The sequence below is a fragment of the Liquorilactobacillus sicerae genome (assembly GCF_029916425.1).
Lineage (GTDB): Bacteria > Bacillota > Bacilli > Lactobacillales > Lactobacillaceae > Liquorilactobacillus > Liquorilactobacillus sicerae.
On the sequence record NZ_JAHAVQ010000400.1, the window covers coordinates 1 to 219 of the forward strand.

The following is a 219-nucleotide window of genomic DNA, read 5'->3' on the forward strand; positions in this document are numbered from 1 at the left end:
CCCGAAGCATATCGGTGTTAGTGCCGTCCTTCATCGGCTCCTAGTGCCAAGGCATCCACCATGCGCCCTTAATAACTTAACCTAATTTTACCTAACGGTAAAACGGCTATGAGTTTGCGTTAAGAACTTTTTCTTGTTTTAAACTCTTTAAAACGCGGTGTTCTCGGTTTAATAAAAATTAAAAAAGATATTATCTGGTTTTCAAAGAACAAATTTTGA

General features: G+C 37.4%; 1 rRNA gene. It reads right to left on the minus strand.

Annotated features, from left to right (window positions below):
- A 23S ribosomal RNA gene (locus KH893_RS12980) occupies positions 1-82 on the minus strand; the annotation flags it as partial.
- Positions 83-219: the final 137 nt, after the last annotated feature.